This is a genomic window from Leifsonia sp. 22587 (assembly GCF_052044215.1).
GTDB lineage: Bacteria > Actinomycetota > Actinomycetes > Actinomycetales > Microbacteriaceae > Leifsonia > Leifsonia shinshuensis_C.
On record NZ_JBQENB010000001.1, the window covers coordinates 284183 to 308644 of the forward strand.

Genomic DNA, 24462 nt, shown 5'->3' on the forward strand with positions numbered 1-24462 from the left:
ACCCCCGGATTCCGCTTCGGACCGGGGGTTTTCTGAGGTGGCTCCGACCGGCATCGATCCGGTGACCTTTCGATTTTCAGTCGAACGCTCTACCAACTGAGCTACAGAGCCAGAGGATGCTGCTGCATCCACCTAGACGGAAGCCCTTCCGAGAGGAAGGGCTTGTCGCCGTGGCGACCCTGACGGGACTTGAACCCGCGACCTCCGCCGTGACAGGGCGGCACGCTAACCAACTGCGCTACAGGGCCTTACTGTGTTGCTTTTTGAATTGTGGTGTTCATCGATCGTGCTGCTCATCGATTGTAGTGGACGCCGTTGGACGTGACCCCAACGGGATTCGAACCCGTGCTACCGCCGTGAAAGGGCGGCGTCCTAGGCCGCTAAACGATGGGGCCGGATCGTCCCGAATCGCTTTCGCGCTCCGATGACCACCGACGAACAAGCATACGGAAACGTCGCCGAGAATGCGAATCGCCTCCGGATCCCGGGCGGGTCGGGGCTTTCCGGACGGTTTCCGGCCGCTGCCCGGTTCGCGCAACGCCCCACGGAAATCCGCGATCCGGCCCATGCGGACGCATAGTCTGCGAGCCAGGCGGTCCCTCGGCCGCCCGTGCGAACGCACGCCCCCCGAACCGGCATTGAGGCCACCGACCTGGGCTCACGGACACCATGTTGCTAAAGTTGCGCCTGTTGACCGTGTGACCGATGTGACGGATGTGATCACTGTCGACGCGAGAAGTGAGCGGGTCGATAACAGCATGAGACGCGAGACGACGAGCCGAACGGTTCCCCCGACCATCCCCGGCAGCCCCCGCCGCCGGGCGGTCCGTGCTGCCCTGGCCGCCCTCGCCGTCGCCGCCGTCACGGCGGTGGGAGCCGTCGCGGCCCCCGCCTACGCCGACAACTACCCGTCGTGGCAGGACGTGCAGAACGCCAAGGCGAACGAGTCGGCGGCCAGCGCCCAGGTCGACCGCATCAACGGCCTGATCTCGTCGCTCAAGCAAGAGGTGGCGGACACGCAGGCGCTCGCCGTCAAGCGCGGCGCCGAGCTCGAGGTCGCCCAGACGAACTACGACATGGCGACGATGAAGGCGCTCGATCTCGAGTCGCAGGCCGTCGCCAGCCAGAAGAAGGCCGACGAGGCGAGCGAGCAGGCCGGCAAGCTGGCCGCGCAGCTCTACCGCACCGGCGGCCGCAACCTGACCGCCAACCTCTTCCTCAGCGGCAACAACGCCAGCACCACGAGCCCCGACAAGCTCCTCTCCGGGCTGGGCAGCATGTCCAAGCTCGTCGAGCAGTCCAACAAGGTCTACACCGACGCCAAGGCCGCGCAGAACACGGCGAAGTCGCTGTCGGCGCAGGCGGATGTGGCGAAGGCCGAGCGCGAGCGGCTCCGCGTCGTCGCCGAAGCGGCGATGCAGGCCGCGATCGAGGCGGCCAAGGCGGCTCAGGACAAGCTGGCCGAGCAGCAGAAGCAGATCGTCGTCATGCAGGCGCAGCTCGCCGCCCTGAAAGACACCACCGCCAAGACGGTCGCCGGCTACCAGGCCGGTGTCGCGGCCGCGGCCGCAGCGGCGGCCGCGCGCGGGTCGGCGGGGCTCCCCGGCGGCTACGTCGGACCGCAGGGCTGGGGGGTGCCCGCCGCCGGCCCGATCACCGACGGCTTCGGCGCGCGCCCGTCGCCCGGCGGCGTTGGCAGCACGTACCACATGGGCATCGACATCGGCGCCTCGTGCAACGCGCCCATCTACGCCGCCCACGAGGGCACGGTCATCTATGCCGGCCCCAACGGCTCCTACGGCAACTTCGTGCTGCTCGACAACGGCGGCAGCGTCGACACCGGCTACGCCCACATCCGTGACGGCGGCATCCTCGTCGGCATCGGCCAGCACGTCGGAGCCGGCCAGCCCATCGCCCGCGTCGGCACGACCGGCGCATCCACCGGCTGCCACCTCCACTTCGAGGTGCGCATCAACGGGACGAAGATCGATGGCATCCCGTTCATGAGAGACAGGCAGGCACCCCTTGGCTAACGAGAACGAGAAGATCAGCCGGGTTCGCCCGGGCCTCGCTATCGGAGCGGGCGTGATGGGCGCGGTCACCGCATCCATCGGCATCGTCACCCCGGCGCAGGCGGTCGACTACCCGTCGTGGAACGACGTGCAGCAGGCCAAGAACAACGTCGCCAATCAGCAGGCGATGATCGACAACATCACGAGCCTGATCACCGGTCTGCAGTCGAGTGTGGATGCGGCCCGCATCGCCTCGGAGAAGGCGGCGGAGGCGTACTTCCAGGCGAAGGATGCGCTGGCGGCCGCGACGGCGAAGGCCGACGACCTGCAGAAGCAGGCGGTGGAGGCGGCCGAGAAGGCGAAGACCTCCAAGATGCGGGCCGGCCTGCTCGCCTCGCACCTGGCGAAGTCCGGGGGCGGCGACGTGACCACCGACCTCATGCTGAAGGGCGGCGGCTCGGGCTCCGCCGCCGACAAGCTGCTGTTCCAGCTCGGCACGATGAGCAAGCTGACGGAGCAGTCGAAGGCGGTCTACGACCAGGCCACCACGGACAAGAACACGGCCGACGCCCTCACCGCGCAGGCCAAGGCGGCCAAGACCGAGCGCGAGTCGCTCGCCGCCGAGGCCGACAAGGCGCTCGCCGCCGCGCAGTCCGCGCAGGCGCAGGCGCAGGCGGCGCTCGCGACCCAGCAGCAGAAGTCGACCGAGCTGGTCGCCCAGCTTGCGACGCTGAAGAACACCTCCGCGCAGACCGAGGCCGCCTACCTCCAGGGCGAGCGGGTGAAGGCGCAGCAGGAGGCGGCCCGCAAGGCGCAGGAGGCGGCCCTGCGGCACCAGCAACAGCAGCAGCAACAGCAGCAGCAGGCCGCCGCGCCGAGGCCGCCGGCGTCCGGTGGCGGGGGAGGCGGCGCGGCTCCGGCGGCGCCCGCGGCTCCTGCGGCCCCGAACGGGAACGTCGTCCAGACAGCGATCGCCTACGCCCGGGCCCAGCTGGGCAAGCCGTACATCTTCGGCGGCGAAGGTCCGGTGGGCTACGACTGCTCCGGTCTGACGATGAAGGCGTACGCGTACGCCGGCGTCTACATCGGCTCGCACTCGGTCAACAACCAGTACTACACCGCGGCTGGCCGCGGACAGCTGGTGTCGTACAGCGCCAAGCAGGCGGGCGACCTCATCTTCTGGGGATCCGGCCCCGGCGACTTCTACCACGTGGGCATCTACATCGGCGGCGGCATGATGATCGCCGCTCCCACCGAGGGCGACGTCGTCAAGATCCAGTCCGTCTGGGGCTCCCCCTACCGCCTGGTCGCCCGCCCTAGCGCCTGACCCACTGCGTCGCGCGCTCCGCCCCCGTCGAGTACACGAAAAGTGCACGCCATCCGGCCGGATNGATAGCGTGCACTTTTCGTGTACTCGACGAGGGGGATCAGCCCGGGGGGTCAGTGGCCCTCGGCGGCGAGCTTGGCGATCGCCTTCTGAATGAGGCCGTCGGCCTCGGCGGCGTCGCCCCAGCCCTCGATGTTGACGAACTTGCCCGGCTCGAGGTCCTTGTAGCGGGCGAAGAAGTGCTCGATCTCCTTGCGCGTCTGCTCCGGGATGTCGTTCACATCCTGGATGTGCTGCCAGCGCGGGTCCTTGTACGGCACGGCGATGATCTTGGCGTCGCCTCCCGCCTCGTCGCTCATGTTCAGCACGGCGACCGGGCGCACCTTGACGCCGACACCCGGGAAGACCGGGTACTCGAGCAGCACCAGCGCGTCCAGCGGGTCGCCGTCGTCGCCCAGCGTGTTCTCGAAGAAGCCGTAATCGGTCGGGTACACGAAGCTGGTGAAGAGCACGCGGTCGAGATAGACGCGACCGGTCTCGTGGTCCACCTCGTACTTGTTGCGGCTCCCCTTGGGGATCTCGATGACGACGTCGTATTCGGCCATGCCGTGCTCCTTAATGGTCGTGATTCGGCACTAACGTTACTAGGTGCCCCTCCACGGTTCCGCGGCCCCGGACCGCCGCCCGCGGCTGACGCCCGCCATCGCCGACGCCCGCCGGGCCGTCCGCACGGCGCTCGCCGCCGCGGCCGAGCTTCCGCCGGTCGACCCGCACGACGACCATGGTCCGGCCCGCCCGGCCCCGCTGACGCCGGGCGTTCTCGTCCTCGTCGGGCTGAGCGGGGGAGCGGACTCCCTCGCGCTCGCAGCGGCCACGGCGTTCGAGGCGCCGCGGGCGGGGTTCCGGGCAGGCGCCGTCGTGGTCGACCACGGCCTCCAGCCCGGGTCGGATGCGGTTGCCGCCCGCGCCGCCGAGCAGGCGACAGCGCTCGGGCTCGACCCGGTGCTGGTGCGCCGGGTCGAGGTGGATGCGTCCGGCGGCCCCGAGGGGGCGGCCCGCGCCGCCCGGCACGCGGCGTTCGGCGCCGCGGTCGCGGAGACGGGCGCCGAGCGCATCCTGCTCGCCCACACCCTCGACGACCAGGCGGAGACGGTACTGCTCGGCCTCGCCCGCGGTTCCGGCCCGTCGAGCCTGCAGGGGATGCTGCCGGACACCGGCCGGCTGCTGCGCCCCTTCCTGGGGATCCGCCGCGCGCAGACGCGGGCGTTCTGCACCGACAGCCGCCTGGAGCCGTGGGACGACCCCCACAACGACGACCCCTCTTATACGCGCGTGAGGGTGCGCAACGCGGTGCTGCCGGTGCTGGAGCGCGAGCTCGGACCCGGTGTCGCCGAGGCGCTCGCGCGGACCGCCGAACAGCTCCGCGAGGACGACGAGGCGCTCGACGGCCTGGCCCTCGAGTGGGCGCAGGAGCTGGTGACCCAGGCCGACGACGGATCGGTCGCGCTGGACGTCCGCGGCCTCGCGTCGGACCCGGCGGCGCTCCGCCAGCGGATCATCCGGCTGGTGGTCTCCGCGGAGTTCGGCGTCTCGCTCACGCGCACCCATACGCTCGCCGTCGCGGCCCTCATCACCGACTGGCACGGGCAGGGACCGGTCGACCTGCCAGGCGTTAGAGTGGTCAGGCAGAACGGGCTGCTCACGTTTCACCCCACCACGTAAGGACAGCACCTCCCCCATGGAACTCACGGACGTTCAGGACGACCTCACCGAGATTCTGATCACCGAGGAGCAGATCCGCTCCCGCGTCGCCGAGCTCGCCCGCGAGGTGGAACGCGACTACGCCGGCAAGGATGTGCTGCTGATCGGCGTGCTCAAGGGCGCCGTGATGGTGATGGCCGACCTGTCCCGCGAGCTGCGCATCCCGGTCACCATGGACTGGATGGCCGTCAGCTCCTACGGCAGCGGAACGCAGTCCAGCGGCGTCGTCCGCATCCTGAAGGACCTGGACACCGACCTCAGCGGCAAGACCGTCCTCATCGTCGAGGACATCATCGACTCGGGCCTCACGCTGTCGTGGCTGCTGTCGAATCTGCGCAGCCGCGGGCCGGAGTCCATCGAGATCTTCACGCTGTTGCGGAAGCCCGAGGCGGCGCGCGTCGAGATCGACGTGAAGTACGTGGGCTTCGACATCCCGAACCAGTTCGTCGTGGGCTACGGCCTGGACTACGACGAGCGCTACCGCACCCTCCGCGGCGTGGGCATCCTGGCGCCCGCCGTCTACAGCTGACGCGGCCCGCTACTCCGGCCGGCCGCACGCAGACCGCCCAGAGCGAACACGCAGGCGACCCCCAGCGCCCAGGCGGTACTGTGGTCGCACCATGAACGTCAAGAAGATCTTCCGCGGCCCGATCCTTTACGTCGTGCTCGCGATCATCGCGGTATGGATCGGCTCGAGTCTGATCACCATGTCGGGCTTCAAGAGCGTGTCCACCCAGAAGGGCCTGGAGTACCTCTCCCAGGACAAGGTGGCCAGCGCGAAGATCGTCGACGGTGAGAACCGCGTCGACCTGACGCTGAAGGAGCCGGACGGCAACCTGGGCGACCAGGTGCAGTTCTACTACGTGACGCCGCGCGGCGAGGACATCGTCAAGGCCGTCGACGCCGCCGACCTCCCCAAGGGCTACGACGACGAGGTGCCGCAGCCGAACTGGTTCGTCAACATCCTCGGCTTCCTGATCCCGGCGCTGCTGATCGGCGTCTTCTTCTGGATCATGATCTCCGGCATGCAGGGCGGCGGCAACAAGGTCATGCAGTTCGGCAAGTCGCGGGCGAAGCTCGTGACCAAGGAGACGCCGAAGGTCACCTTCGACGACGTCGCCGGCTCGGACGAGGCGATCGAGGAGCTGCAGGAGATCAAGGACTTCCTGAAGGAGCCGGCCAAGTTCCAGGCGGTCGGCGCCCGCATCCCGAAGGGCGTGCTGCTGTACGGCCCTCCCGGAACGGGCAAGACCCTCCTGGCCCGCGCCGTCGCGGGTGAGGCGGGCGTCCCCTTCTACTCGATCTCCGGTTCGGACTTCGTCGAGATGTTCGTCGGCGTCGGCGCCAGCCGCGTGCGCGACCTGTTCCAGCAGGCGAAGGAGAACTCGCCCGCCATCATCTTCATCGACGAGATCGACGCGGTCGGACGCCACCGCGGCGCCGGGCTCGGCGGCGGTCACGACGAGCGCGAGCAGACGCTGAACCAGCTCCTCGTCGAGATGGACGGCTTCGACCCGAAGACCAACGTCATCCTGATCGCGGCGACGAACCGTCCCGACATCCTCGACCCCGCGCTGCTGCGCCCGGGCCGCTTCGACCGCCAGATCGGTGTGGATGCGCCCGACATGCTCGGCCGCAAGAAGATCCTCGAGGTGCACGGCCGCGGCAAGCCCCTCGCCGCCTCCGTCGACCTCGAGGTGCTGGCCCGCAAGACGCCGGGCTTCACCGGAGCCGACCTGGCCAACGTCCTGAACGAGGCCGCGCTGCTGACCGCGCGCTCCAACGCGCAGCTGATCGACAACCGCGCCCTGGACGAGGCCGTCGACCGCGTGATCGCCGGTCCGCAGAAGCGCACCCGGGTCATGAAGGACCAGGAGAAGCTGATCACGGCGTACCACGAGGGCGGCCACGCTCTCGCCGCCGCGGCGATGCGCCACACCGACCCCGTGACGAAGATCACCATCCTGCCGCGCGGTCGTGCCCTGGGTTACACCATGGTGCTGCCGCTGGAGGACAAGTACTCGGTCACCCGCAACGAGCTGCTCGACCAGCTGGCCTACGCCATGGGCGGCCGCGTCGCCGAGGAGATCGTGTTCCACGACCCGACGACCGGCGCCTCGAACGACATCGAGAAGGCGACCTCCATCGCCCGCAAGATGGTCACCGAGTACGGCATGAGCGCCGACATCGGCTCGGTCAAGCTGGGCCAGGCGAACGGCGAGATGTTCCTCGGTCGCGACATGGGTCACCAGCGCGACTACTCCGAGCGGATCGCCGAGCGCGTCGACGCCGAGGTGCGCGCCCTCATCGAGAAGGCGCACGACGAGGCGTGGGAGGTGCTCAACGACAACCGCGCGACGCTCGACCGTCTGGCCGCCGCGCTCCTCGAGCACGAGACCCTCGACCACAACCAGATCGCCGAGATCTTCGCCGAGGTGAAGAAGCTGCCGGAGCGCCCGCAGTGGCTCTCCAGCGACAAGCGCCCCATCTCGGACGTGCCGCCGATCCCGTTCCCGAAGGCGCCGATCGACGCCGGTGCGGTGGACGGCGGAGTGGACTCCGAGCCTCCGGCGGCCAAGCCGAAGCGTTCGCCCGCCATCAAGCCGCGGCCGGCCACCGCCTAGGGCCGCCGCGCGCATGCCCGGCATCGACCGTCCGCGCATCGAAGCGGCCGTCGCCGAGATCCTCGCCGCCATCGGCGAGGATCCGGCGCGTCCGGGGCTCGAGAGCACTCCGTCCCGGGTCGCCGACGCCTACGCGGAGTTCTTCGCCGGCATCGGGCGTGACGCGGCCGCGGATCTCGGGGAGCCGGTCCCGCTCGAGGACGGGCGCACGGCCGAGACCGTGCTGCTGCGCGACATCGAGTTCCGCTCGGTCTGCGAGCACCACCTGCTCCCGTTCCTCGGCGTCGCCCATGTCGCGTACCTGCCGGGGGACACCGTGGTCGGGCTGGGGCGCATCCCGCGCGTCATCGAGACGCTCTCCGCGCGCCCGACGCTGCAGGAACGGCTGACGGAGCAGATCGCCGACACGATCGAGGAGGGCGCCGCCGCCCGCGGCGTGCTCGTTGTGCTCGACGCCGCCCACTCCTGCGTGACGACGCGGGGACCGCGCCAGACGGGCAGCACGACGGTGACCGTCGCCGCACGCGGCGCGTTCGCCGACCCGATCGCGCGGGCCGAGCTCATGGCCCTGATCGGGCGTGGCGTCGCGTGACCCTCATCATGGGCGTCCTCAACGTGACGCCGGACTCCTTCAGCGACGGCGGGCTCTGGCTCGAGCCGGACGCCGCCATCGAGCACGGCCTCGACCTGGTCGCACAGGGCGCCGACCTGGTGGACGTGGGCGGCGAGTCCACCCGTCCCGGAGCGGTGCGCGTCGACCCGGTGGAGGAGCAGAACCGCGTCGTCCCGGTCATCCGGGAGCTCGCGTCGCGCGGGGTGCTCGTCAGCGTGGACACGCTCAACGCGTCGACCGCGAGAGCGGCCGTGGAGGCCGGCGCCGCGATCATCAACGACGTCTCCGGCGGGCTCGGGGACGCCGGCATGCCGGACGCCGTCATCGAGACCGGCGCGCAGTACGTCGTCATGCACTGGCGCGGACGTCTCGACGCGGCCGACTCGCGCGCCGTCTACCGGAACACCGTTGCCGAGGTGCGGAGCGAGCTGTCGGCCCGCGTCACCGATCTGCTCGAACGCGGCGTCGATCCGGCCAAGCTGATCCTGGACCCCGGCCTCGGGTTCTCGAAGAACGCGACCCACAACTGGCAGGTGCTCGCCGGGCTGCACGAGATCGAGACGCTCGGTTACCCGGTGCTGATCGGCGCGTCGCGCAAACGGTTCCTCGCAGCTCTGCTGCCGGAGGGCGCGCCCGCGGAGGATCGCGACGCACCGACCGCCGTCATCTCAGCCCTGGCCGCCCAGGCGGGCGCCTGGGCGGTGCGCGTGCACGACGTGCCGTCGACCCGGATCGCCCTCGACGTGGTGCGGGCGTGGCAAGCTGGACGCGATGACTGACATCCACTCCCGGAGGGCCGACTCGATCGTCCTCACCGGCTTGCGCGTGCGCGCGAACCACGGCGTCTTCGACTTCGAGCGCGCCGACGGGCAGGACTTCGTCGTCGACGTCACCGCGTGGCTCGACCTCGCGCCGGCTGCCGCCGGTGACGACCTGGCCGCGACCGTCCACTACGGCGACCTGGCCGAGGAGGTCGTCTCGGCGGTGGAGCGCGACCCCGTCGACCTCATCGAGACCGTGGCCGAGCGGGTCGCATCGACGGTGCTCGCGCATGAGCCGGTGGATGCCGTCGAGGTGACGGTGCACAAGCCGCAGGCGCCGATCAGCGTGCCCTTCGGGGATGTCGCGGTCCGCATCACGCGGAGCCGGCCGTGAACGCGGCGCCGATCGGCAAGCCGGTGCGGATGCGCGTCGGCGTGCCGGCTGTGCTCGCGCTCGGCAGCAACCTCGGCGATCGCGCCGAGACCATCCAGGCCGCCGTCGATCTGCTGCGCGCGGAGCCGGGCGTCGACGTGCGCGCCGTCTCGAGACTGTACGAGACGCCGGCGCTCAAGCCCGAAGGCATCGACGAGGAGGCTCCCGCGTACCTGAACGCGGTCGCCCTCGTGCACACCCTGCTCGAACCGCTGGCCCTGCTCGGCGTGGTCAACCGCGTCGAGGACGCGCTGGGACGCGTCCGCGAGGAGCGCTGGGGCGACCGCACGATCGACATCGACATCGTCGACTACGACGGCATCGTGTCCGACGACGACCCGCGGATCGTCCTCCCGCACCCGCGGGCGCACGAGCGCGCCTTCGTCCTGGTGCCGTGGCTCGACGTCGACCCCGGTGCGCGTCTGGCGGGCTACGGGCCTGTCGCAGAGCTGGCCCGTCAGGCCGGCGACCCGGTGGAGCTGTGGGAGGACCGCCCGTGAAGCGCACCGGTCCCGCCTCACTCATCGGACTCGCCGTCCTCGGTCTCGCCATCGGCTTCCTCGCGGAGCTCGCCGCGGCGTCGATGGGCGCCGCCATCTTCATCCCGCCGCTGACGCTGCCGATCACGCTGCTCGCGGTCGCCGTAATCGTCGTCGCCTTCGCCGTGCCGATCCGGCGTGCGGTGCGCGGACGCAGCGTCCGGCGCATCGACCCCTTCCAGGCGACGCGCATCGTGGTGCTCGCCAAGGCGTGCAGCCTGAGCGGCGCCCTGCTCGTGGGCGCCGGCGTGGGCGTCGGCGCCTACCTGCTCACCCGGGATGTGCTGCCCGGCGGCAACGCCATCCTGCTGACCGCGCTCGCCACAGCCGGTGCGGTGGTGCTGCTGGTGGCGGGCCTGGTGGCCGAGTTGTTCTGCACTCTGCCTCCCGGCGACGACGACGAGCGCACGGAGAACGTCCATGTCCGATCGGATTGACCTCGACGTCGGCGAATGGCGCCGCGTCTCGCCCAAGTACGTGCTGGTCGTCATCGCCAGCACCGTTCTGACCGGCCTCGTGCTCTCCGCAGCGAGCCTGTTCCTGTGGCTCGTCGGCGGCTGGAGCTTCGGCTGGCTGCTGCTCGCCGTGGTCGTGGTGGTGAGCGTCATCGCCCTCGTGATCGCGCCCCGGCGTGCACGCTCCATCGGGTACCTCCTGCGCGAGGACGATCTGCTGTTCCGTCGCGGCATCATGTTCCAGCGGTTCGTCTCGGTGCCGTACGGACGGATGCAGCTGATCGACATCAACCGCGGCCCCGTGAGCCGGCTGCTCGGGCTGGCCGACCTCAAGTTCGTCACGGCGGCCGCCTCCACCGGCGTGATGGTGCCCGGCCTCCCGGAAGCGGACGCCGCGGAGCTGCGCGACCGCCTGGTCGAGCTGGCGGAGAGCAGACGGGCGGGACTGTGACCGCGCCGCAGCTCCCCGGGAACGGCTCGGCGCCGGCGCTGTCGCCGGCGGAGCGCGCGGCCGAGCGGTACACCGACGGCGAGTGGCACCGCCTGCACCCGGCGACGCCGGTGCTGCGCGGCGGGATCGTGTTCATCGCGCTCATCGGCTTCGTGCTCTCGAACCTGCGCGAGCGGTTGATCAGCTTCTTCGTGGGGGCGCCGCAGTACGGAGGCGACCCGCTCGACGCGATCTACGACCACGGCTGGGAGGGCTGGGCGCTTCTCGGCGTCGCCGTGGTGCTTCTCGCGTGCCTCGGGGCGTTCTACCTGTCGTGGCGCATGCACAGCTTCCGCATCACCGAGGACGCGGTGGAGGTGCGGAGCGGCATCCTGTTCCGCACCCAGCGCAAGGCGCGGCTCGACCGCATCCAGGGCATCAACGTGGTGCGCCCGCTGCTCGCCCGGCTGGTCGGCGCGGCGAAGCTCGACATCTCCGTCGCCGGCCACGATGCGAACGTGCAGCTCGCCTACCTCGGGTCGTCCCTGGCGGACGGCCTGCGCGGCGACGTGCTGCGGCTGGCGTCGGGGGTGCGCGCGGTCGAAGCGGCGGAGGCCGCCGAGGCGGCCGAGCAGGCCGAGCAGGCCGGCACGGCGGTCGTGCACGACCCCTCGGCCCCCGGTGGGGAAGCTCTCCGGCCGTCGCGCACCGCCGCGGTGGGCGACCTTGTCGGCAGGCGCGTGAACGAGTTCCTCGCGCCGGAGCTCGACCCGAACGCCGCACCGCCCGAGTCCGTCGTGAAGATCCCCCCGCTGCGACTGTTCGGTTCGCTGCTGCTGAGCGGCTTCACGATCTTCGTGCTGGTCGTCGTCGCCTTCTTGGTCTGGGGCGCGGCGAGCGGAGCGCTGTGGCTGCTTATCGTGGTGCTGCCCGGGCTGCTGGGCTCGGCGAGCTTCTACATCAACCGCTTCACCAAGTCGCTGCGCTACTCCATCGCCGGGACGCCGGACGGCGTGCGCGTCGGCTTCGGCCTGCTGAGCACCAGCAACGAGACGCTGCCGCCCGGACGCATCCATGCCGTCGAGGTGCTGCAGCCGCTGCTGTGGCGGCCGTTCGGGTGGTGGCAGATCCGGATCGACACCGCCGGTCATTCGCGCGAGAAAGGCGCCGCCGGCCAGCCGAACACGACCATGCTGCCGGTGGGCGACGCCGCCGACGTGTCCCGCGTGCTCTCGCTGGTGCTGCCCGGCTTCGCGACCGACGAGCACCGCGCCCTGGTCGAGGCCGGGATGGTGTCGTCCGGTCATGACGACTTCACCGGGAGTCCGCGCCGGGCCGCCTGGATCCGCCCGATCTCGTGGCAGCGCACCGGCTTCCGGCTGGTCGGCGACGCGATCGTGCTGCGCCGGGGGTTCGTGTGGAGGAGCCTGGCGATCGTTCCGCTCGCGCGGCTGCAGAGCCTCGAGCTGCAGCAGGGCCCGCTGGATGCGGCGCTCCGGCTCGCGGAGGCGCGGTTCCACACCGTCTCCGGCCCGGTGCGCCCGCGGCTGGCCGCGATCGACGCCCGGACGGCCGTGACGCTGTTCGAGGAGGTCTCGGCGCACGCCGTCGCCGCCGCGAGCGTCGATCGCAGCCACCGCTGGCGGCACGATCCGATCCGCCCAGAGGAGGGCCACTGATGCTCCCGTCCGCTCGTCCACCGTCGCAGCGTTCCGGGCGGCTCGGGCTCGGGATCGTGGGCTCCGGCCGCGTGGGACCAGTGCTCGGACTCGCGCTCGCCGGTGCGGGCCACGCCATCGTCGGGATCTCCGCGGTCTCGGAGCGCAGCCGCGAACGCGCGGAGAGCATGCTGCCGCACGTGCCCATCCTCGACGTGCCGACGGTGGTCGAGCGCAGCGAGCTGGTCGTGCTGGCCGTGCCGGACGCCGAACTCCCCGGACTCGTCGCCGGCCTCGCCTCGACCGACACGTGGCAGCCCGGCCAGATCGTGCTGCACACGGCGCCCGGCTACGGGATCGACGTGCTGCAGCCGGCTGCCGCCGCGGGCGCCATCCCGCTCGCGGTGCATCCCGCGCTCGAGTTCACCGGGACGAGCCTCGACCTCACCCGCCTCGCCGAGAGCTACTTCGCGGTGACCGCACCGGCCGCCGTGCTGCCCATCGCCCAGGCGCTGGTCGTCGAGATGGGCGGAGAGCCGGTCGTCGTCGCCGAGGCGGACCGGCCCGCCTACGCCGAGGCCATCGCGACCGCGACATCGTTCTCGCGTTCGATCGTCGAGCAGTCCACCGGACTGCTGCGCGAGATCGGCGTCGAGAACCCCGGCTCGTACCTCAGCTCGCTGATCCGCTCGGCCGTGGACAACGCGCTCACCCGCGCCGGAGCGCCCTCGCGACTGGCGGTGGAGGACGTGATCGACGCGTTGGGCGCGGAGCCGGGGGACGGGGATCCCGGCGACGACGGACGCGGCTGGTTCCTCCGCGGCGAGTAGCCTGGTTCCGGCCGGTGAGGACCGGCCGGAGGGATGCGCATGCCAGAGATCATCACCACCATCGCCGAGCTGCGGGCACGGGTCGCTGAGGCCCGTCGCTGGGCGCATCAGGACGGATCCTCGGACGCACCCGTGGGTCGCGTCGTCCTCGTGCCGACGATGGGGGCCCTGCACGACGGTCACCTGCGCCTCGTGTCGAGCGCGCGCGATCTCGGCGGCTTCGTGGTGGTCTCGATCTTCGTCAACCCGCTGCAGTTCGGCCCGGGTGAGGACCTCGACCGCTACCCGCGGACGCTGGACGCCGACGTTGCGGCCCTCGAGGGGCTCGCCGACGTCGTCTTCGCCCCGACCGCATCCGAGATGTATCCGCACGGGCCGTCGGAGACGCGCGTGACCGCCGGGGCGTCGGGTGCGCTGTTCGAGGGCGCGTCGCGTCCGGGGCACTTCGACGGCGTCCTGACCGTCGTCAGCAAGCTCTTCAACATCGTGCAGCCCGACGTGGCGGTGTTCGGCCAGAAGGACGCGCAGCAGGTGCACGTGATCGGGCGCATGGTGGACGACCTGAACCTCCCGGTGTCGATCGCCGTGGTGGACACGGTGCGGGAGTCCGACGGATTGGCGCTGTCGAGCCGCAATCGCTACCTGGAGGAGGACGACCGGCTCGCCGCTGTGACGCTCTCCCGTGCGCTCGCCGAGGCGGCGGAGGCGGCGGCGGCCGGTGTGGGCGAGGCGCTCGCCGCGGCGCACGCGCGTGTGGCCGGCGAGCCAGCGGTTAAGCTTGACTATCTGGCGATCGTCGATCCGGAGACCTTCCGGGAGGCGTCGCCCGACCACCACGGTCCCGCCCTGATGCTGATCGCCGCCCGGGTCGGAACCACCCGGCTGATCGACAACGCACGCCTCACGACGTGACCTGAGCGACCACCCACCGCCACCTCGAACGGAAAGACAGCGATGACCGACGCGCAGACCACCGCGGCCGACCTGGGCGACGACCAGCTCGGCGAGGACGAGATCAGCGAGCAGAAGGCGGTCCGGCTGAGCAAGCGCGACCGCCTGCTCGCCGAGGCGACGGACGCCGGCGGTGGAGCGTACCCGGTGCACGTCCCGGTGACGACGACCATCCCGGCCGTCCGCGCGAAGTGGGGCCACCTGGCCGCCGACGAGGCGTCGGGCGAGATCGTCGGGATCGCCGGCCGCGTCGTGCACCTGCGCAACACCGGCAAGCTCTGCTTCGCGGTGCTGCAGGCCGGTGACGGATCGCGCATCCAGGTCATGGTGTCGCTCGCGGCGGTCGGCGAGGAGTCGCTCGCGGCGTGGAAGGAGCTCGTCGACCTCGGCGACCACGTGTTCGTCTCGGGCGAGGTCGTGTCGAGCCGTCGCGGGGAGCTCTCGGTGATGGCGCAGGAGTGGCGCATCGCCGCCAAGGCGCTGCTGCCGCTGCCGAACCTGCACAGCGAGCTGAGCGAGGAGACGCGCGTCCGTGCGCGGTACCTGGACCTCATCGCCCGCGAGCAGGCGCGCAAGACCGTCATCGACCGCGCGAAGGCGGTCGCCAGCCTGCGTCGCACCTTCGGCGAACGCGACTTCGTCGAGGTCGAGACGCCGATGCTGCAGGTCATGCACGGCGGCGCCTCGGCCCGTCCGTTCGTGACGCACTCGAACGCGTTCGACACCGACCTCTACCTGCGCATCGCGCCGGAGCTGTACCTCAAGCGTGCCGTCGTCGGCGGCATCGACCGCGTCTTCGAGATCAACCGCAACTTCCGCAACGAGGGCGCGGACTCCACGCACTCGCCCGAGTTCGCCATGCTCGAGGCGTACCAGGCATACGGCGACTACAACTCGATCGCCGACCTCACGCAGACGCTGATCCAGGATGCCGCCATGGCGATCTCCGGATCGCACGTCGTGACGTGGGCCGACGGCACCGAGTACGACCTCGGCGGCGAGTGGGACCGCATCCGGATGTACGACAGCCTGTCGGAGGCGATCGGCGAGGAGATCGTCCCCGAGACGCCGATCGAGCGCCTGCGCGAGCTGGCTGCGGAGGCGGGCATCGAGATCGAGCACCCGCTGGCCGGCAAGTACGTCGAGGAGCTGTGGGAGCACCACGTGAAGACGGACCTCGTGCGCCCGACCTTCGTCATGGACTTCCCCGTCGACACGAGCCCCCTCGTGCGCGCCCACCGCTCGCGCGAGGGCGTGGTGGAGAAGTGGGACCTCTACACCCGAGGCTTCGAGCTGGCCACCGGCTACTCGGAGCTCGTCGACCCGGTCGTGCAGCGCGAGCGCTTCATCGAGCAGGCGAAGCTCGCGGCTGCCGGGGACAACGAGGCGATGCGTCTCGACGAGGAGTTCCTCCGGGCACTGGAGTTCGGCATGCCGCCCACGGGCGGCATGGGCATGGGCATCGACCGGCTGCTGATGGCTCTGACCGGCCTGGGCATCCGCGAGACCATCCTCTTCCCGCTCGTCAAGTAGCAGCATGCCGGGAGGGCGCCGCCTCCCAGCCGCGCGGGTTAGCATGGAGCCGTTATGAACGACGTCATCAGCGGTATCGTCTGGGCTCTCGCGCCGACCGTGCTGGTCGGTCTGCTGTTCTGGGCGATCATGCGCGCGATCGTTCGCGCTGACCGCAATGAGCGCAAGGCGTACGCCCGCCTCGAGGCGGAGGAGCGCGCCCGCCGCGGCCTCGCCCCCAAGGCCTGAACGGAGTGACCCCCGCCGGTCCGCTACGGTAGCTCTGGGGACGCCGCCGCGTCCTTCTGCGCTCGTAGGAGGGACGTCGGGATGGAGACGGGTTTCTGGGTCTCGGTCTCGATCTGGGTCGCGCTTCTCGTCGACTTCGTGATCCGTGTCCTGGCGATCATCATCGTCCCGCGCAACCGCAAGCCGACGTCCGCCACGGCGTGGTTGCTGGCGATCTTCCTCATCCCGTACATCGGCATCCTCTTCTTCCTCCTCATCGGCAGCTACAAGCTGCCGAAGCGGCGACGGCGGAAGCAGGAGGAGATCAACCGCTTCATCATCGACAGCACCGAGGGCATCGAGCGCGTGCGTCGCGACCACCCGTGGCCGCCGTGGCTCGAGGGCGTGGTCGAGCTCAACCGCAAGCTGGGCGCCATGCCGCTGGTCGGCGGCAACCGCGCGACGCTGAACGGCGACTACCAGGGGTCGCTCAACTCCATGGCTGCGGAGATCCACACCGCTCGCCGGTATGTGCACGTCGAGTTCTACATCCTGACCCTCGACAAGACGACCGGCCCGTTCTTCGACGCGCTCGAGGATGCGGTCAAGCGCGGCGTCACCGTGCGCGTCCTGCTCGACCACATCGCCTCCCTCCGCACCCCCGACTACAAGCGGACCCTGAAGCGGCTCACCGCGATGGGCGCCAAGTGGCAGCTCATGCTCCCGGTCCAGCCGTTCCGCGGCCGGTACCAGCGGCCCGACCTGCGCAACCACCGGAAGCTGCTGATCGTGGACGGCCGCGTCGCGTTCATGGGCTCGCAGAACGTGATCGACCGCAGCTACAACAAGAAGTCGAACATCCGGCGCGGGCTCAAGTGGAAAGAGCTCATCGTCCGTCTCGAGGGCCCCATCGTCGCTGGTCTCAACGCGATCTTCATCACCGACTGGTACAGCGAGACGGATGAGCTGCTGCGCCGGGAGACCGAGCCGATCACCGACGAGATCGACGACAACGAGCTCGACGCCCAGGTCGTGCCCTCCGGCCCCGGGTTCGCCGGCGAGAACAACCTGCGGCTGTTCCTGGCGCTGCTGTACTACGCGCAGGAGCGCATCGTCATCACCTCTCCGTACTTCGTGCCGGACGAGTCGATGCTCATGGCGATCACCTCCGCCGTGCAGCGGGGCATCCACGTCGAGCTCTTCGTCTCGGAGATCGGGGACCAGGCCCTCGTCTATCACGCGCAGCGGTCGTACTACGAGGCGCTGCTGCGCGCCGGGGTGAAGATCTGGATGTACAAGGCTCCGTACATCCTTCATGCGAAGCACTTCACGATCGACGACGATGTCGCCGTCATCGGGTCGAGCAACATGGACATGCGCTCCTTCCAACTGAACATGGAGGTCTCGCTCATGGTGCGAGGCCGTTCCTTCGTCGAGGAGATGCGTCGGGTCGAGGCCGGCTACCGCCGGGACAGCCGCCAGCTCACGCTGGACGAGTGGATGAAGCAGCCGCTGCGCAGCACCGTGCTCGACAATCTGGCGCGGTTGACCTCCGCGCTGCAGTGAGGCCTGGCCTCTACGCGGCCGCGAGGTCGCTCACGCGCCGCACCTCGCACCAGGGCTGAGCGGCGCTCGCCAGCCGCTCGTCGGCGGTGAGCAACGGGACGTCGAGCAGGCGGGCGAGGGCGACGTACATGCTGTCGTAGGCGGTCAGATTCTCACGCCACCGCCAGGCCTCCTGCCAGAGCGGCTCATGCTCCATGCGCACGATCTCCAGCCGGTAGAACGCTTGGATGGCCAGTTCGCTCTGCTGCGCCTTCTCGGGCTGCCGACGCGTGTGTCGGCGCATCGCGCTCACGAACTCCGGATCGATGAGATGCGGGGCGACGAAGATGCACTCGGCGAGTTCTTCGCTCTCCTCGAAGGCACGGAGGCCGTCGGTCGCGAGCAGCGCGACGACGGCGCTGCAATCCAGGACGGCGGACTTCATCGATCGTCCCGCTCGGCGCGGATGATCTCGGCGATCTCCTCCGTGGTGATGTCGAGCAACGGCTGCCGCAGTTCATCGCGGGGCGGCTCCGTCTCCATCCGCAGCCGGTGGGCGGCTTTCACCTCCGTCCACCGTTCGTCGATGCGCAGACGCTCGGCGATACGCGTGAGCTCGCGACGGAGGTACTCGGAATACGACAGCCCCTTCGCGGCTGCAGCGCTCTTCAGGCGGTCGTTGACCGCAGGATCGAGGTCTCTCACTTGCACGGTGACTCCCATGGTTCCAGGCTAGGTGGTTGTGCATGCAGAAGCAATGGGTCTGCATGCATAGGGAATCATCTCCTGGCGGAGGTTCTTCCGGGAGCACCCGACCGGAATCTGTGGAAAGTGGCTGCGACCGCGGGGCTGTGGACGACTCAGCCGCGCGGGCGGAGCCGCACCGTCGGCAGCTCGGGGGCGGGCAGGGGCGAGCCGTCGTATCCCTCGACGGTGCCGAAGCGTCCGTCGGGATCGCCGCCCGCGATCACCTCGCCCTGCCAGTCCGCGCGGTAGGCGACCACCTCGTCGTGACTGCGGCCGATGAAGTTCCACCACATCACGATCTGCTCGCCGAGCGGCTCCCCGCCGAGCAGCACGACGCGCGCATCCGACTCCGCCCGCAGCGTCAGGGACGTGCGGCCCGGGCCGAGATAGGCGAGGTGCCACAGCGGGATCGACACGCCGTCGACCGCCACTTCTCCGGTGTCGACCAGCAGCCCGTGCTCGAACGACGCCTCCAGCGGCACCTCGATGGTCGAACCGGCCGGCACGACCAGCTCGGCGCCCACGAGAGGGGAGAAGACGGTCGCCGGCGTGCCGCTTCCCGCGAGCGACCCGACGAACGTCTTCACGCTCGCCGCCCCGAGCCGGCCGGTCACGGGCGCGTGGTGCTCGAAGAACGGCGCGACATCGCGGGAGGCGGACGGCAGCGCGACCCACAACTGCACCCCGTGCAGTCTCGCCGTACCGGGTGTGGAGACCTCGGAGTGGCTGATTCCGTGGCCCGCGGTCATCAGGTTCAGCTCGCCCGGGCGCACGAGCGCGTGGCTTCCGACGCTGTCGCGGTGGTCGATCTCGCCCTCGAACAGCCAGCTGACCGTCTGCAGGCCGGTGTGCGGATGCGGCGGCACGCGCATCCCTCCGCTCACCGAGACGTCGTCCGGGCCGTAGTGGTCGATGAAGCACCAGCCGCCGATGAGCGAACGCCGGCGCTGGGGGAGGGTGCGGCGCACCGTCATCGCCCGCGGTCCGCCGAGGGGGACATCGCGGGGCTCGAGGATCTCGACCACGTCCTCGGAGACAGCCGCCTCCGCGGGCACGGGCTCCGTGAGCACGGAGCCGCCGACCGATTCCGCCGGATCGCGCTCCAGATTGCTCATAGCGGCATCTTAGGCGCGGACTGCTTTGAGCAGGGCTTCCTAGAATGGGCTCGTGCCCCACCGTGCCCCCCGCCCCCTCGCCGCCCTGGCCGGCCTGGCCCTGCTCGCCGGGCTCACGGGGTGCAGCGCGGGCGCCGGAAAGCCGGTCGAGGACTACGCCGGCGAGCCGAAGGGCGTCCAGGCTCCGGCGAGCAGCGCGGGAGGCGCATCCTGGGCAGCGTGGCTCGACGACGGCGCGCAGTTCGCCATCGTGCTGTACGGAAGCTCCTCCTGCCCGCCGAAGGTGCAGAACGCGACCGCTTCGTCCGGCACCCGGATCACCGCGACCCTCGCGCCGGCCCCCGGGGGCATCTGCACCCGCGACTACGTGCCCCACACGACCGTCTTCACCACACCCGACCGGATCAGCAAGACGGCCGAGGTGACCGTCGACCTCGCCGGTTCGACGCTCACGCTGCCTGCCCGTCAGGGCTGATCGGACGCAATCCGCACTGTCCTGGGCACGTTGTCACGCCCACGGCGAACAGGGCCACGCTGGCGGGGGAGCGGTGGTTACTCTCTTTGTATCGACGCCGAACCTGCAACGGTGTCGCCGAGGAGTAGACATGTTCGAGAGATTCACCGACCGCGCCCGCCGTGTCGTCGTCCTGGCCCAGGAAGAGGCCAAGATGCTCAACCACAACTACATCGGGACGGAGCACATCCTGCTCGGCCTGATCCACGAGGGCGAGGGCGTCGCCGCCAAGGCCCTCGAGTCGCTCGGCATCTCGCTCGACGCCGTGCGCGAGCAGGTCCAGGACATCATCGGCCAGGGTCAGCAGCAGCCGACCGGCCACATCCCGTTCACGCCGCGCGCCAAGAAGGTGCTCGAGCTCAGCCTCCGCGAGGCCCTCCAGCTCGGCCACAACTACATCGGCACGGAGCACATCCTGCTCGGCCTGATCCGCGAGGGCGAGGGCGTCGCCGCCCAGGTGCTCGTGAAGCTGGGCGCCGACCTCAACCGGGTGCGCCAGCAGGTCATCCAGCTGCTCTCCGGCTACCAGGGCAAGGAGCAGGTCCAGGTGGGCGGCAACGATCAGAACACCGCGCAGGCCGGTAGCCAGATCCTCGACCAGTTCGGCCGCAACCTGACCCAGGCCGCTCGCGACAACAAGCTCGACCCTGTCATCGGGCGCGAGAAGGAGATCGAGCGCGTCATGCAGATCCTGTCGCGCCGCTCCAAGAACAACCCGGTGCTGATCGGTGAGCCCGGCGTCGGCAAGACCGCCGTCGTCGAGGGACTCGCCCAGGCGATCGTCCGCGGCGACGTCCCGGAGACGCTGAAGGACAAGCAGCTCTACACGCTCGACCTCGGTTCGCTGATCGCCGGTTCCCGCTACCGCGGTGACTTCGAGGAGCGCCTCAAGAAGGTGACCAAGGAGATCCGCACCCGCGGCGACATCATCACCTTCATCGACGAGATCCACACCCTGGTCGGTGCGGGCGCCGCCGAGGGCGCGATCGACGCGGCCAGCATCCTGAAGCCGCTCCTCGCCCGTGGTGAGCTGCAGACGATCGGTGCGACCACGCTCGACGAGTACCGCAAGCACTTCGAGAAGGATGCCGCGCTCGAGCGCCGCTTCCAGCCCATCCAGGTGGCCGAGCCGTCGCTGCCCCACGCGATCAACATCCTCAAGGGGCTGCGCGACCGCTATGAGGCGCACCACAAGGTGTCCATCACCGACGGCGCGATTGTCGCGGCGGCCAACCTGGCCGACCGCTACATCCAGGACCGCTTCCTGCCGGACAAGGCCATCGACCTGATCGACGAGGCCGGCGCCCGCTTGCGCCTGTCGATCCTGTCGGCTCCGCCGGAGCTGCGCGAGTTCGATGACAAGATCGCCGCCGTGCGCTCCCAGAAGGAGGCCGCGATCGAGGACCAGGACTTCGAGAAGGCCGCCAGCCTCCGCGACGAGGAGAAGAACCTCCTCGGCGAGCGGCTGCGCCTCGAGAAGCAGTGGCGCTCGGGCGAGGTCAAGACCACGGCGGAGGTCGACGAGGGCCTCATCGCCGAGGTGCTGGCCCAGGCGACCGGCATCCCGGTGTTCAAGCTCACGGAGGAGGAGTCGGCACGGCTCGTCTACATGGAGCAGGCGCTGCACCAGCGGGTCATCGGTCAGGAGGAGGCCATCGCGGCGCTCTCCAAGACGATCCGCCGCACCCGCGCCGGCCTGAAGGACCCGAAGCGTCCGTCCGGCTCGTTCATCTTCGCCGGCCCCACCGGTGTCGGTAAGACCGAGCTCGCCAAGGCGCTCGCCGAGTTCCTGTTCGACGACGAGTCGGCGATGATCTCGCTCGACATGTCGGAGTACGGCGAGAAGCACACCGTCTCCCGCCTGTTCGGCGCCCCTCCCGGGTTCGTCGGCTTCGAGGAGGGCGGCCAGCTGACCGAGAAGGTCCGCCGCAAGCCGTTCAGCGTGGTGCTGTTCGACGAGATCGAGAAGGCGCACCCGGACATCTTCAACTCGCTGCTCCAGATCCTGGAGGAGGGACGTCTGACGGATGGCCAGGGACGTGTGGTCGACTTCAAGAACACCGTCATCATCATGACCACCAACCTCGGTACCAAGGACATCTCCGGCGGCCCCGTCGGGTTCCAGATCGAGGGCGACCCGCAGACCGGCTACGACCGGATGCGCGGCAAGGTCTACGAGGAGCTGAAGAAGAACTTCAAGCCCGAGTTCCTGAACCGCGTCGACGAGATCATCGTCTTCCCGCAGCTGGACAAGAGCGAGCTCCTGCAGATCGTCGACCTGTTCATCAAGCGCCTGTCGACCCGCCTGCTCGACCGTGACATGACCATCGAGCTGACCGTCCCGGCGAAGGAGCGGCTGATCGAGGTCGGGTTCGACCCGACGCTCGGCGCCCGCCCGCTCCGCCGCGCGGTGCAGCACGAGATCGAGGACCGGCTGAGCGAGAAGATCCTGCACGGCGAGCTGAACGCGGGCGACCACGTCCACGTCGACTTCGCCGACGGCGACTTCGTCTTCACGACGACCGCCCGCAAGGAGCCGATCGGCGCCGGCATCAACTCGGCGGCCGCGATCGGCACCGGCCCGGCGACGCCGGACCTGGCGGCGAACGACTGATCCATCGCGATCCACGACCTGGGAGGGCCGGTCTTCTTCGGAAGGCCGGCCCTCTCGGTGTTCGGGCAGCGTCTACCCGGTATCGGGCGGGTGACCGCCGCGCGATCGGTGTTCGCGTACTCGGTAGGGTGGTTTCGTGGGCGAGAACGAACCAGGGTTCAGGATCCGGCGGGCGCGCACGGGAGACGTGCAGCGCATTCAGGAGCTGGTGGAGCCGCTGGTGCACCGACGCATCCTGCTCGGCAAGGAGACCGTGACGTTCTACGAGGCGGTCCAGGAGTTCCGGGTGGCGGAGGACGCGGACGGGCGCCTGATCGGCTGTGGCGCCCTGCACGTCATGTGGAGCGACCTGGGCGAGGTGCGCACGCTGGCCGTGTCGGACCAGTGGCTGGGCAAGGGTGTGGGCCGCGCGCTGCTGGCGAGGCTGGAGTCGGACGCCCGCGAGCTCGGGCTCAGCCGGTTGTTCTGCCTCACGTTCGAGGTGGGTTTCTTCGCGAGGAACGGGTTCGAGGACATGGGCGAGGAGACCGTCGACCCTCAGCTGTACGCCGAGCTGGTGCGGTCGCACGACGAGGGCGTCGCGGAGTTCCTCGACCTCGCCCGCGTGAAGCCCAACACGCTCGGCAACACGCGGATGCTGAAGCGTCTCTGAGCGCTGTGTCTCTGAGTGCTGAGTCTCTGGGCGCTCCGACTCTGAGCGCTGCCCGGGGGCCGGGCGCGCCTGCCGGGCGGCCCCGCGGCTGCTGGCTATAGTGCGGGCATGTCGACGTTCAAGAACCCGGTCGGCCCCCAGCCGAGCAGCGTGTACTGGCGCCGTCGGCTCATCGTCCTCCTCGGCGTGATCGCCGTCGTGGTGGTCATCATCCTCATCGTGGCCCGCCCCGGCGCCTCGAACGGCGAGCCTGCGAAGAAGGCTCCCGCGACGACCGGCACGAGCGCGCCGACGCCGGCGGCGACCAGCATCCCGACCAGCAGCGCATCCGCGTCGGGTCAGCCGTGCAAGCCGGCCGACGTGACGGTGGAGGCCGTCACCGACAAGGACGAGTACGCGGCGGGGGAGCTGCCACAGCTCTCCGTGGCCCTGACGAACACAGGGTCGGCGGCGTGCACGATCGACGCGGGGACGGCGCAGCAGGTCTTCACGATCACCAGCGGCACGGAGGTCTACTGGAAGTCCACGGACTGCCAGAGCGACAAGGTGGATGCGGAAGTGCTGCTCCAGCCGGGCAAGACGATCTCCTCGCAGACGCCGATCACCTGGGACCGGACGCGGTCGGACCCGTCGACGTGCGCGGCGAAGCGCGAGCAGGTGCCGGCCGCGGGGGCGTCGTACCACCTGGAGACGAGCGTCTCGGGCATCAAGAGCTCCGAGACGAAGCAGTTCATCCTGCAGTGAACGCGCTGTCGTACCGGTCGTAGCTCGCGGCGACCTCCCGGACCTCGACACCGGAGCCGTGGCGGGTCGCCGGGTTCTGGCGCGCCCAGGCGAGTGCAGCATCCAGGTCAGGGGCCTCGATGATGCCGATGCCCGCGATGAGCTCCTTGCTCTCCGTGAACGGCCCGTCGGTGACCCCGTCGCCGCGGACGGACTTCGCCGTCGCGGGTTCCGAGAGCGCGTAGGCGGCGGTCAGCGCACCGGCCGCGATGAGGTCGTCGGAGTGCCGGTCGTGCTCCGCTAGTTCTGCGGCGTCGTGCTCGGCCGTGGTGTCGGAGTAGATGAAGATGGCGTACTGCGGCATGGTGTTTCCCTTCCGTCGACGGATGTCGTCACCTGTGCGTCGAACGGCGCGGCG

General features: G+C 70.0%; 26 protein-coding genes and 3 tRNA genes. 21 read left to right on the top strand and 8 right to left on the bottom strand.

All coding sequences use genetic code 11. The features are described 5' to 3' along the window. Nucleotides 1-38: 38 nt before the first annotated feature. The 3 genes from ACTJI1_RS01315 to ACTJI1_RS01325 form a co-directional block, all read right to left on the bottom strand. Nucleotides 39-111 (bottom strand) — tRNA-Phe (locus ACTJI1_RS01315). A gap of 60 nt (nt 112-171) precedes the next feature. Further along, nucleotides 172-248, bottom strand: a tRNA-Asp gene (locus ACTJI1_RS01320). 74 nt (nt 249-322) lie between these two features. After that, a tRNA-Glu gene (locus ACTJI1_RS01325) sits at nt 323-395 on the bottom strand. Nucleotides 396-758: 363 nt separating this feature from the next. On the opposite strand from ACTJI1_RS01325, the gene ACTJI1_RS01330 reads away from it, so the two are divergent. Together ACTJI1_RS01330 and ACTJI1_RS01335 are read left to right on the top strand one after the other, a co-directional pair. After that, complete coding sequence (locus tag ACTJI1_RS01330; protein ID WP_440741257.1) at nt 759-2033, top strand: M23 family metallopeptidase; 1275 nt, start codon at nt 759-761, stop codon at nt 2031-2033. Next, nucleotides 2026-3339 carry a C40 family peptidase gene (locus ACTJI1_RS01335; RefSeq protein ID WP_440741258.1) on the top strand — a complete coding sequence of 438 codons (1314 nt, stop codon included), beginning with the start codon at nt 2026-2028 and terminating at the stop codon, nt 3337-3339. Before ACTJI1_RS01330 ends, ACTJI1_RS01335 begins: the two co-directional genes overlap by 8 nt. Nucleotides 3340-3452: 113 nt before the next feature. Here ACTJI1_RS01335 and ACTJI1_RS01340 read toward each other — a convergent pair whose 3' ends face one another. Further along, the gene (locus ACTJI1_RS01340) at nt 3453-3944 is read right to left on the bottom strand and encodes an inorganic diphosphatase (RefSeq protein ID WP_309853846.1); all 492 of its coding nucleotides are present in this window, start codon (nt 3942-3944) and stop codon (nt 3453-3455) included. A gap of 43 nt (nt 3945-3987) precedes the next feature. Here ACTJI1_RS01340 and tilS point away from each other — a divergent pair, with 43 nt between their 5' ends. From tilS to cls, 15 genes are all read left to right on the top strand, one after another. Then, nucleotides 3988-5061, top strand: a complete 1074-nt coding sequence (tilS, locus tag ACTJI1_RS01345) for a tRNA lysidine(34) synthetase TilS (RefSeq protein ID WP_440741259.1) — start codon at nt 3988-3990, stop codon at nt 5059-5061. A 16-nt stretch (nt 5062-5077) separates the two neighbouring features. After that, the gene (hpt, locus tag ACTJI1_RS01350; RefSeq protein ID WP_310131400.1) at nt 5078-5629 is read left to right on the top strand and encodes a hypoxanthine phosphoribosyltransferase; all 552 of its coding nucleotides are present in this window, start codon (nt 5078-5080) and stop codon (nt 5627-5629) included. 91 nt (nt 5630-5720) lie between these two features. Continuing rightward, nucleotides 5721-7724, top strand: coding sequence for an ATP-dependent zinc metalloprotease FtsH (gene ftsH / locus ACTJI1_RS01355; RefSeq protein WP_310131398.1), 2004 nt, complete (start codon nt 5721-5723; stop codon nt 7722-7724). A gap of 13 nt (nt 7725-7737) precedes the next feature. Next, a complete protein-coding gene (gene folE, locus ACTJI1_RS01360) occupies nt 7738-8316 on the top strand; it encodes a GTP cyclohydrolase I (RefSeq protein WP_310131396.1) in 579 nt (192 codons plus the stop codon). Beyond that, nucleotides 8313-9116: a dihydropteroate synthase gene (gene folP / locus ACTJI1_RS01365; RefSeq protein WP_440741260.1), complete on the top strand. Its 804-nt coding sequence runs from the start codon at nt 8313-8315 to the stop codon at nt 9114-9116. The genes folE and folP overlap by 4 nt, the downstream gene beginning before the upstream one ends. After that, nucleotides 9109-9492: a dihydroneopterin aldolase gene (folB, locus tag ACTJI1_RS01370; RefSeq protein ID WP_440741261.1), complete on the top strand. Its 384-nt coding sequence runs from the start codon at nt 9109-9111 to the stop codon at nt 9490-9492. Before folP ends, folB begins: the two co-directional genes overlap by 8 nt. Then, nucleotides 9489-10031, top strand: coding sequence for a 2-amino-4-hydroxy-6-hydroxymethyldihydropteridine diphosphokinase (folK, locus tag ACTJI1_RS01375; protein ID WP_440741262.1), 543 nt, complete (start codon nt 9489-9491; stop codon nt 10029-10031). The genes folB and folK overlap by 4 nt, the downstream gene beginning before the upstream one ends. Then, on the top strand, nt 10028-10507 hold the full coding sequence (locus ACTJI1_RS01380; protein ID WP_310131388.1) for a DUF3180 domain-containing protein: 480 nt from the start codon (nt 10028-10030) through the stop codon (nt 10505-10507). Before folK ends, ACTJI1_RS01380 begins: the two co-directional genes overlap by 4 nt. Continuing rightward, nucleotides 10491-10976, top strand: coding sequence for a PH domain-containing protein (locus tag ACTJI1_RS01385; protein WP_310131386.1), 486 nt, complete (start codon nt 10491-10493; stop codon nt 10974-10976). The genes ACTJI1_RS01380 and ACTJI1_RS01385 overlap by 17 nt, the downstream gene beginning before the upstream one ends. Continuing rightward, complete coding sequence (locus ACTJI1_RS01390; protein ID WP_440741263.1) at nt 10973-12634, top strand: PH domain-containing protein; 1662 nt, start codon at nt 10973-10975, stop codon at nt 12632-12634. Before ACTJI1_RS01385 ends, ACTJI1_RS01390 begins: the two co-directional genes overlap by 4 nt. After that, nucleotides 12634-13443 (top strand): Rossmann-like and DUF2520 domain-containing protein, encoded by an 810-nt coding sequence (locus ACTJI1_RS01395; RefSeq protein WP_440741264.1) that lies wholly within the window; start codon nt 12634-12636, stop codon nt 13441-13443. The genes ACTJI1_RS01390 and ACTJI1_RS01395 overlap by 1 nt, the downstream gene beginning before the upstream one ends. A gap of 33 nt (nt 13444-13476) precedes the next feature. Beyond that, nucleotides 13477-14355 (top strand): pantoate--beta-alanine ligase, encoded by an 879-nt coding sequence (panC, locus tag ACTJI1_RS01400; RefSeq protein WP_440741265.1) that lies wholly within the window; start codon nt 13477-13479, stop codon nt 14353-14355. 42 nt (nt 14356-14397) lie between these two features. Then, nucleotides 14398-15927 carry a lysine--tRNA ligase gene (lysS, locus tag ACTJI1_RS01405; RefSeq protein ID WP_310131375.1) on the top strand — a complete coding sequence of 510 codons (1530 nt, stop codon included), beginning with the start codon at nt 14398-14400 and terminating at the stop codon, nt 15925-15927. A 54-nt stretch (nt 15928-15981) separates the two neighbouring features. After that, complete coding sequence (locus ACTJI1_RS01410) at nt 15982-16155, top strand: hypothetical protein (protein WP_310131373.1); 174 nt, start codon at nt 15982-15984, stop codon at nt 16153-16155. Nucleotides 16156-16236: 81 nt separating this feature from the next. After that, nucleotides 16237-17700 carry a cardiolipin synthase gene (cls, locus tag ACTJI1_RS01415; RefSeq protein ID WP_310131370.1) on the top strand — a complete coding sequence of 488 codons (1464 nt, stop codon included), beginning with the start codon at nt 16237-16239 and terminating at the stop codon, nt 17698-17700. Between the two features lie 10 nt (nt 17701-17710). Here cls and ACTJI1_RS01420 read toward each other — a convergent pair whose 3' ends face one another. The 3 genes from ACTJI1_RS01420 to ACTJI1_RS01430 form a co-directional block, all read right to left on the bottom strand. Then, entirely contained in the window at nt 17711-18124 is a 414-nt protein-coding gene (locus ACTJI1_RS01420) for a type II toxin-antitoxin system VapC family toxin (protein WP_310131368.1), read from the bottom strand. Then, a complete protein-coding gene (locus ACTJI1_RS01425) occupies nt 18121-18402 on the bottom strand; it encodes a FitA-like ribbon-helix-helix domain-containing protein (RefSeq protein ID WP_440741266.1) in 282 nt (93 codons plus the stop codon). Before ACTJI1_RS01425 ends, ACTJI1_RS01420 begins: the two co-directional genes overlap by 4 nt. Nucleotides 18403-18539: 137 nt before the next feature. Further along, nucleotides 18540-19541: a pirin family protein gene (locus tag ACTJI1_RS01430; protein WP_440741267.1), complete on the bottom strand. Its 1002-nt coding sequence runs from the start codon at nt 19539-19541 to the stop codon at nt 18540-18542. Between the two features lie 52 nt (nt 19542-19593). On the opposite strand from ACTJI1_RS01430, the gene ACTJI1_RS01435 reads away from it, so the two are divergent. From ACTJI1_RS01435 to ACTJI1_RS01450, 4 genes are all read left to right on the top strand, one after another. After that, entirely contained in the window at nt 19594-20016 is a 423-nt protein-coding gene (locus ACTJI1_RS01435; RefSeq protein ID WP_440741268.1) for a hypothetical protein, read from the top strand. Nucleotides 20017-20146: 130 nt separating this feature from the next. Next, nucleotides 20147-22669: an ATP-dependent Clp protease ATP-binding subunit gene (locus ACTJI1_RS01440; RefSeq protein ID WP_310131360.1), complete on the top strand. Its 2523-nt coding sequence runs from the start codon at nt 20147-20149 to the stop codon at nt 22667-22669. Nucleotides 22670-22805: 136 nt separating this feature from the next. Continuing rightward, nucleotides 22806-23321, top strand: a complete 516-nt coding sequence (locus tag ACTJI1_RS01445) for an amino-acid N-acetyltransferase (protein WP_440741269.1) — start codon at nt 22806-22808, stop codon at nt 23319-23321. A 108-nt stretch (nt 23322-23429) separates the two neighbouring features. After that, nucleotides 23430-24065: a hypothetical protein gene (locus ACTJI1_RS01450; RefSeq protein WP_310131357.1), complete on the top strand. Its 636-nt coding sequence runs from the start codon at nt 23430-23432 to the stop codon at nt 24063-24065. Here the strand turns inward: ACTJI1_RS01450 and ACTJI1_RS01455 are convergent. Beyond that, nucleotides 24052-24408: a YciI family protein gene (locus ACTJI1_RS01455; protein ID WP_440741270.1), complete on the bottom strand. Its 357-nt coding sequence runs from the start codon at nt 24406-24408 to the stop codon at nt 24052-24054. The genes ACTJI1_RS01450 and ACTJI1_RS01455 overlap by 14 nt on opposite strands. Between the last annotated feature and the right edge of the window lie 54 nt (nt 24409-24462).